Source organism: Selenomonas sp. (assembly GCF_052169755.1).
GTDB lineage: Bacteria > Bacillota > Negativicutes > Selenomonadales > Selenomonadaceae > Selenomonas.
Window position 1 is genome coordinate 1 of record NZ_JBQNBV010000138.1, and the last position, 5106, is coordinate 5106.

A 5106-nucleotide genomic window follows, 5' to 3' on the forward strand; every position below is an offset into this window, starting at 1 on the left:
TATTATATCACACTTCTCGCATTTTCACTTCTTTAATTATAGCATAGAAATCATCCGATTGCCCACAACAGAGAATAAATGTTATTTGTTAACTCGTACCATTTGTGCTATAATAGCAAAAGATATTCCACGCAGATTTTTTGCCCTTAAATTGCAAAGGAGGATTTTTTTATGCACAAAATGTTGAACCAGCTTCTTTCGGACCTCGTTGTCGAATATCACAAGCTTCAGCACTATCATTGGTACGTCAAAGGTCCCGATTTCTTCCCCGTCCACGCGCAGCTCGAAAGCTACTATGACAGCGTGCGCGATGATATTGACGCCATCGCCGAGAGCTTGCTGCAGATCAACCATGAGCCGCTGTCGTCGCTCAAGGACTTCTTGGCAACCGCAAAGATCGAAGAAGCAAAGCCGGGCTTCGTGACCTCGGATGAGATCCTCGCCGAAGTGGAGAAGGACTTCACCTATCTCTACGAAGAAGTGCGCAATCTCAAGAAAGCCGCCGACGAGGCGAATCGCTACGTCACCTCCATGCTCATGGACGACTTCATTAAAAAGTACGCCAAATCCCTGTGGATGCTTCGCCAAGCGCGCATGAAATAAGATATCGTCACTAAAATGCTGCCACGTCCTCCTCCGAGGGATGCTGGCAGCATTTTTCCATCGAAAAAGGACTGCTGCAGAAAATGCAGCAGTCCTTTTATATGCAGCTTTGGGGATGCTTACTTCAAAGCATCGCCGAGCTTCGAATTCGTATCGCGCGCAGCAGCGACGCTCTCCGCGAACTTCGCTTTCTCCTCATCGGAGAACTGCACCTCGATGATCTTCTCGCAACCGCCCTTGCCCAAGATCACGGGCACGCCGATCGCGAGATCCTTCTCGCCGTACTCGCCGTCCAAGCCGACGCAGCACGGGATGAGCTTCTTCGCATCGAGAGCGATCGCCTCGACCATCATCGCAGCCGCAGCGCCCGGAGCCATCCATGCGGACGTGCCGAGCAGCTTCGTGAGCGTCGCGCCGCCGACCTTCGTCTTTTCAACAACATCCGTCAGCGCTTCCTTCGAGAGGAGCTGCGTCACGGGAACGCCGCGCAGCGTCGCATGGCTTACGAGCGGCACCATCGTCTTGTCGCTGTGACCGCCCAAGACCATGCCGTCGATGTCCGTCGGCGTCGCAGGATAGCCGGCTTCCGTCAGAGCAACGGAGAGGTAATAGCGGAAACGGCTGCTGTCGAGCATACCGCCCTGACCGAGGATGCGGTTGCGCGGCAGACCGGAATCCTTGAGCGCCAGATACGTCATAGCATCCATCGGGTTGGAGATGATGATGAAGTAGGCATCGGGGGAGAACTTCAAAGCCTGATCGACGACGCTCTTGACGATCTTCGCGTTGACGCCGATCAGATCCTCGCGGCTCATGCCCGGCTTGCGCGGCATACCGGACGTAATGACGACGACTTCGGATCCTGCCGTCGGAGCATAGCCGTTCGGATCGTCCGGCAGAGCCGTGACGCCCTTCACCGTCGTGTCAAAGTTCAGCATGTGAGCCGTCTGCATGATGTCGATGGCCTTGCCCTCAGGCACGCCTTCCTTGATGTCAACGAGGACGACCTCGCTGCAGAATGCTTTCGTCGCAAGGACATTTGCAACGGTAGCTCCGACATTACCTGCACCAACAACTGTTACTTTCATGTAAAATCTGCCTCCTTTGAAATTCGGCGAGACATCCCCTCGACTTACCGGGACGCATCTCCATTGCTTGGATTGATAAATGAAAACCCAAGTTCATCGCCTTTGATTATATCAAAATTTACAAGAAGAATCAATTTATTTCATGAAAATTTTGATGAAATCATTAACCTCATTTATCAAAATACCCAACGGTTATGCCTGTTCTTCAAACATATCCTTGCCGACGCCGCACAGCGGACAGACGAAATCCTCCGGCAAGTCGGCGAAAGGAACACCCGGCGCGAGATCATAGTCGGGATCGCCCTGTGCTTCATCATACACCCAGCCGCAAACCGTGCAAGTCCAAGTTTTCATAAGAAATTCCTCCTTAAATAATATAAGATATGCGGGGGCAGCTCCGATAAAGCGCGGTCCCCACCTCGTCATGTTGAGCTTTCCCGCTCAACTTACGCTACTTATGATACTATGCCGCTGGAGGTAAAGCAAGCCTTTATCGCTGCGCATCGCCGCACTTTCTTCGAAAAGCCCGCGCGTCCTCGGCATTGGATGTTTTCTCGTAAGCTTCCGCGTGATATAATGATAGAACCATCACCGAAAAGGAGCGACCCCCATGACAGACACCAAAGTTCCGACGTCGCCTGCGCCGCGCGACGCCAAGCATTTTTACTGGAAGCTCTTTTCTTCCACCTTCATTATCAGCGCCGTCACCATCGGTGGCGGCTTCGTCATCATCCCGCTCTTGAAGGCGAAATACGTCGATGAGTACGGCTGGATTGACGACAAAGAGGCGCTCGACATGGTCGCCATCGCGCAGTCCATGCCGGGCATCGTCGCCGTCAACGCCTGCATCATCCTCGGCTACCGCATGGCGGGACTCGCCGGCTCTCTGACGGCGCTCCTCGCGACAGTGCTGCCGCCCCTCATCACGCTTTCTGTCATCGCACGCTGCTACGATGCTTTTGCCAGCAATCCGACGGTGCAGCTCGCCTTGAAGGGAATGCAGTGCGGCGCGACGGCGCTGATTTTGAAGGTCGCCATCGACCTCTTCATCAAGCAGGCGAAGACGCGCCTCCTGCTGCCCATGGCGATCGTCCTCGCGACCTTCGTCGCCAACGTATTCTTCGATGTCAACATCATGCTGCTCGTCATCATCGACGGCATCATCGGCCTCGTCCTCATGCAGGACAGGAAATTCGGCTGAGGGGGCGCGATCATGATCTATCTTCAGCTCTTCTTCGAATTTGCCAAAGTCAGCATCTTCTGCGTCGGCGGCGGCTACGCTTCCATGCCGCTCATCCAGGCAGCCGTCGTCGATGAGCGCGGCTGGCTGACACTCGCGCAGTTCATCGACATCTTCACGATCTCGCAGATGACGCCCGGTCCCATCGGCATCAACGCCGCGACCTTCGCGGGCATGACGGTCGCGGGCGCCTGGGGCGCCGTCGCCGCGACGGCGGGCTTCGCCTTCCCGTCGCTGATCCTCGGCATCGCGCTCGCCAAACTCTTCTTCAAGTATGGCGACATCGGCTCCATCCGCGGCATCTTGAACGGTCTTCGCCCCGCCGTCATCGCTCTCATTTGCGGCGCGGCGATCGACTTCATCCTGCTCGCCGTCTGGAACACGGAAAGCCTTCCCACAAGCTTCGATGCGACCGAATGGAGCAGCATCGTCATCATCGCCTTCGCGCTGATCGCCATGCACTACAAATATGGCGTCATCACGATCCTCGCCGCATCCGGCGTACTCGGCGTACTCTTCGGCGTATTGAAAAGCGGCGGCATGTAAAGGAATCCCCGATAAAATAACGGAAAAGGAGCATCGACATGCGTTTTTCTCATGCCGATGCTCCTTTTATGCTTTTCCTTCTACGCCATGTGTCTCAGCGCTTCTTCTCCGGCTCGCCGCCTTCCCACAGATGCTTCATGATGTCGGGATAGACCGCTTCCAGATGGCCTTGGATCTGGTTCACCAAGGCAACGATCAGCGACGGGTCGAACTGATCTACACCCGACGGGATGCAGCAGGTCAGCAGGAGATTGCCCGCTTCATCGCTGTTGTACTTCAGCATACGGTACTCGTTGTTCAGATTGTCCAAGTATGCCGCAAGGCTCGGCTTCTCCTTCGCCGCAGCGATACGTGCGGCGACTTCGATCTGAATCAACGTGTAGACACTGTCATCCACGAGGATCATGAAGGGCAGATCCTGCCCCCTGAGTGGCAGATTGCTGCGAAAGACATGCGAATGCACGGCATCCTCCGCCTTGTGCATCTCAATGCCCGAAATCTTCTCCTGTATCAAATAGGCTTGAAGCTTTGCAGCTTTTTCCTTCGCAACCATGCTTTCCGTCGCCGCGTCATTCTTCATCTCGTTCTTTTCTTCTGCTTTTTTCTCACTCATCCGAGTTCCTCCCTAGTTTGCAGGTACGACGGCGGGCGAAAACATCCCGCCGCCTGCCTGCTTTTCTTCTTTTCTGTCTCAGAAGCTCCAGCGAAGACCTGCGTCGATGCGCCAATCGGTCTTGATATCGCCGCCGAAAGTCTTTTCAAATGTGCCATAGAGGCTCGTTTTGTCACTGAGCTTCATCGTGCCGCCGAGCTGGAGACCAAGCCATGTATCCTTTCCTTCTTGATGCGTCGTTTTCCACGGATTCGTCCCGTCAGAGTAGTCCGTCGAGAGATCGCCCGCGAATTCATGATAGAGCGACGCTTTGAGGAACCATGTGCTGCTCTTCGTTTCTTGACCGAAGCCAAGGCCAATGCGCCCGACGAAGCTGTTCATCGCGCCTTGGCGTACATACATCTTCTGCCCGACATAGTCCGTCTTGCCCGTGTAGTTGACGCCGTTCAGATGGCTGTAAATCATCTCGATCTGCGGCTCAATGAAGCTGCCGCCCTGCATGGCGATGCGTCTGCCGTACTCTGCCGAGAGCGAGCCGCCCCATGTGTGGAAGTCGCCCTTGACATAGTGATTTAAGGCGTTGTAGACGGTGTACTCGCTAGAGAGTCTGCCGATCTTTGCAATGAGATCGACATATTCGCCGTTCTTGCCCGACCATGTGCCGTAGACACCAAGGTTGCCTTCCTTGTTTTCGCCATTGCCCTTTGCAAAGGAAGACGTTCCCTTCATATAGCTTCCGGCGACGCCGACGCGCCAATCGTCTCCGACCTTCTTATCGTAGCCGACCTGGATCGTCGTGTAGTTCATATCGAAGTTCGTCTTGTCCTTGTCGCTCGACGACTTGCCGCGATAGACACGCGCCCAGATGCCGGTATCTTCCGGCGAGAGTCTGAGGTCTCCCATGCGCTTCATAAGGTCGTTTGCCTCAGCACGCCACGCCATCGTCGACGCCGTCATCGCTGACTTGACGCCGCTCATAAGCTTCGTCTCGTAGTCGCCGTATTCGATCTTCGGCT

General features: G+C 54.9%; 7 protein-coding genes. 3 read left to right on the forward strand and 4 right to left on the reverse strand.

The window, feature by feature from the left end; genetic code table 11:
• Positions 1-171 precede the first annotated feature (171 nt).
• Complete coding sequence (locus ACTTKG_RS08925; protein ID WP_442673863.1) at positions 172-603, forward strand: Dps family protein; 432 nt, start codon at positions 172-174, stop codon at positions 601-603.
• A 119-nt stretch (positions 604-722) separates the two neighbouring features.
• Here ACTTKG_RS08925 and ACTTKG_RS08930 read toward each other — a convergent pair whose 3' ends face one another.
• Together ACTTKG_RS08930 and ACTTKG_RS08935 are read right to left on the reverse strand one after the other, a co-directional pair.
• A complete protein-coding gene (locus ACTTKG_RS08930) occupies positions 723-1691 on the reverse strand; it encodes a malate dehydrogenase (protein WP_013740926.1) in 969 nt (322 codons plus the stop codon).
• A 192-nt stretch (positions 1692-1883) separates the two neighbouring features.
• Positions 1884-2045: a rubredoxin gene (locus ACTTKG_RS08935; RefSeq protein WP_442673864.1), complete on the reverse strand. Its 162-nt coding sequence runs from the start codon at positions 2043-2045 to the stop codon at positions 1884-1886.
• 256 nt (positions 2046-2301) lie between these two features.
• Between ACTTKG_RS08935 and ACTTKG_RS08940 the strand changes: the two genes are divergently transcribed.
• Positions 2302-2892, forward strand: coding sequence for a chromate transporter (locus tag ACTTKG_RS08940; protein WP_442673865.1), 591 nt, complete (start codon positions 2302-2304; stop codon positions 2890-2892).
• Between the two features lie 12 nt (positions 2893-2904).
• Positions 2905-3477 carry a chromate transporter gene (locus ACTTKG_RS08945; RefSeq protein ID WP_442673866.1) on the forward strand — a complete coding sequence of 191 codons (573 nt, stop codon included), beginning with the start codon at positions 2905-2907 and terminating at the stop codon, positions 3475-3477.
• 94 nt (positions 3478-3571) lie between these two features.
• Here ACTTKG_RS08945 and ACTTKG_RS08950 read toward each other — a convergent pair whose 3' ends face one another.
• Both ACTTKG_RS08950 and ACTTKG_RS08955 read right to left on the reverse strand, forming a co-directional pair.
• The gene (locus tag ACTTKG_RS08950; protein WP_442673867.1) at positions 3572-4090 is read right to left on the reverse strand and encodes a hypothetical protein; all 519 of its coding nucleotides are present in this window, start codon (positions 4088-4090) and stop codon (positions 3572-3574) included.
• Between the two features lie 78 nt (positions 4091-4168).
• The coding region (locus ACTTKG_RS08955; protein ID WP_442673868.1) for an autotransporter outer membrane beta-barrel domain-containing protein at positions 4169-5106 on the reverse strand (938 nt) is incomplete at its 5' end.

Excerpts from the sequence above, each read along its gene's own strand:
- ACTTKG_RS08925 (WP_442673863.1), top strand. The coding sequence starts at position 172 with ATGCACAAAATGTTGAACCAGCTTCTTTCGGACCTCGTTGTCGAATAT.
- ACTTKG_RS08930 (WP_013740926.1), bottom strand. The coding sequence starts at position 1,691 with ATGAAAGTAACAGTTGTTGGTGCAGGTAATGTCGGAGCTACCGTTGCA.
- ACTTKG_RS08935 (WP_442673864.1), bottom strand. The coding sequence starts at position 2,045 with ATGAAAACTTGGACTTGCACGGTTTGCGGCTGGGTGTATGATGAAGCA.
- ACTTKG_RS08940 (WP_442673865.1), top strand. The coding sequence starts at position 2,302 with ATGACAGACACCAAAGTTCCGACGTCGCCTGCGCCGCGCGACGCCAAG.
- ACTTKG_RS08945 (WP_442673866.1), top strand. The coding sequence starts at position 2,905 with ATGATCTATCTTCAGCTCTTCTTCGAATTTGCCAAAGTCAGCATCTTC.
- ACTTKG_RS08950 (WP_442673867.1), bottom strand. The coding sequence starts at position 4,090 with ATGAGTGAGAAAAAAGCAGAAGAAAAGAACGAGATGAAGAATGACGCG.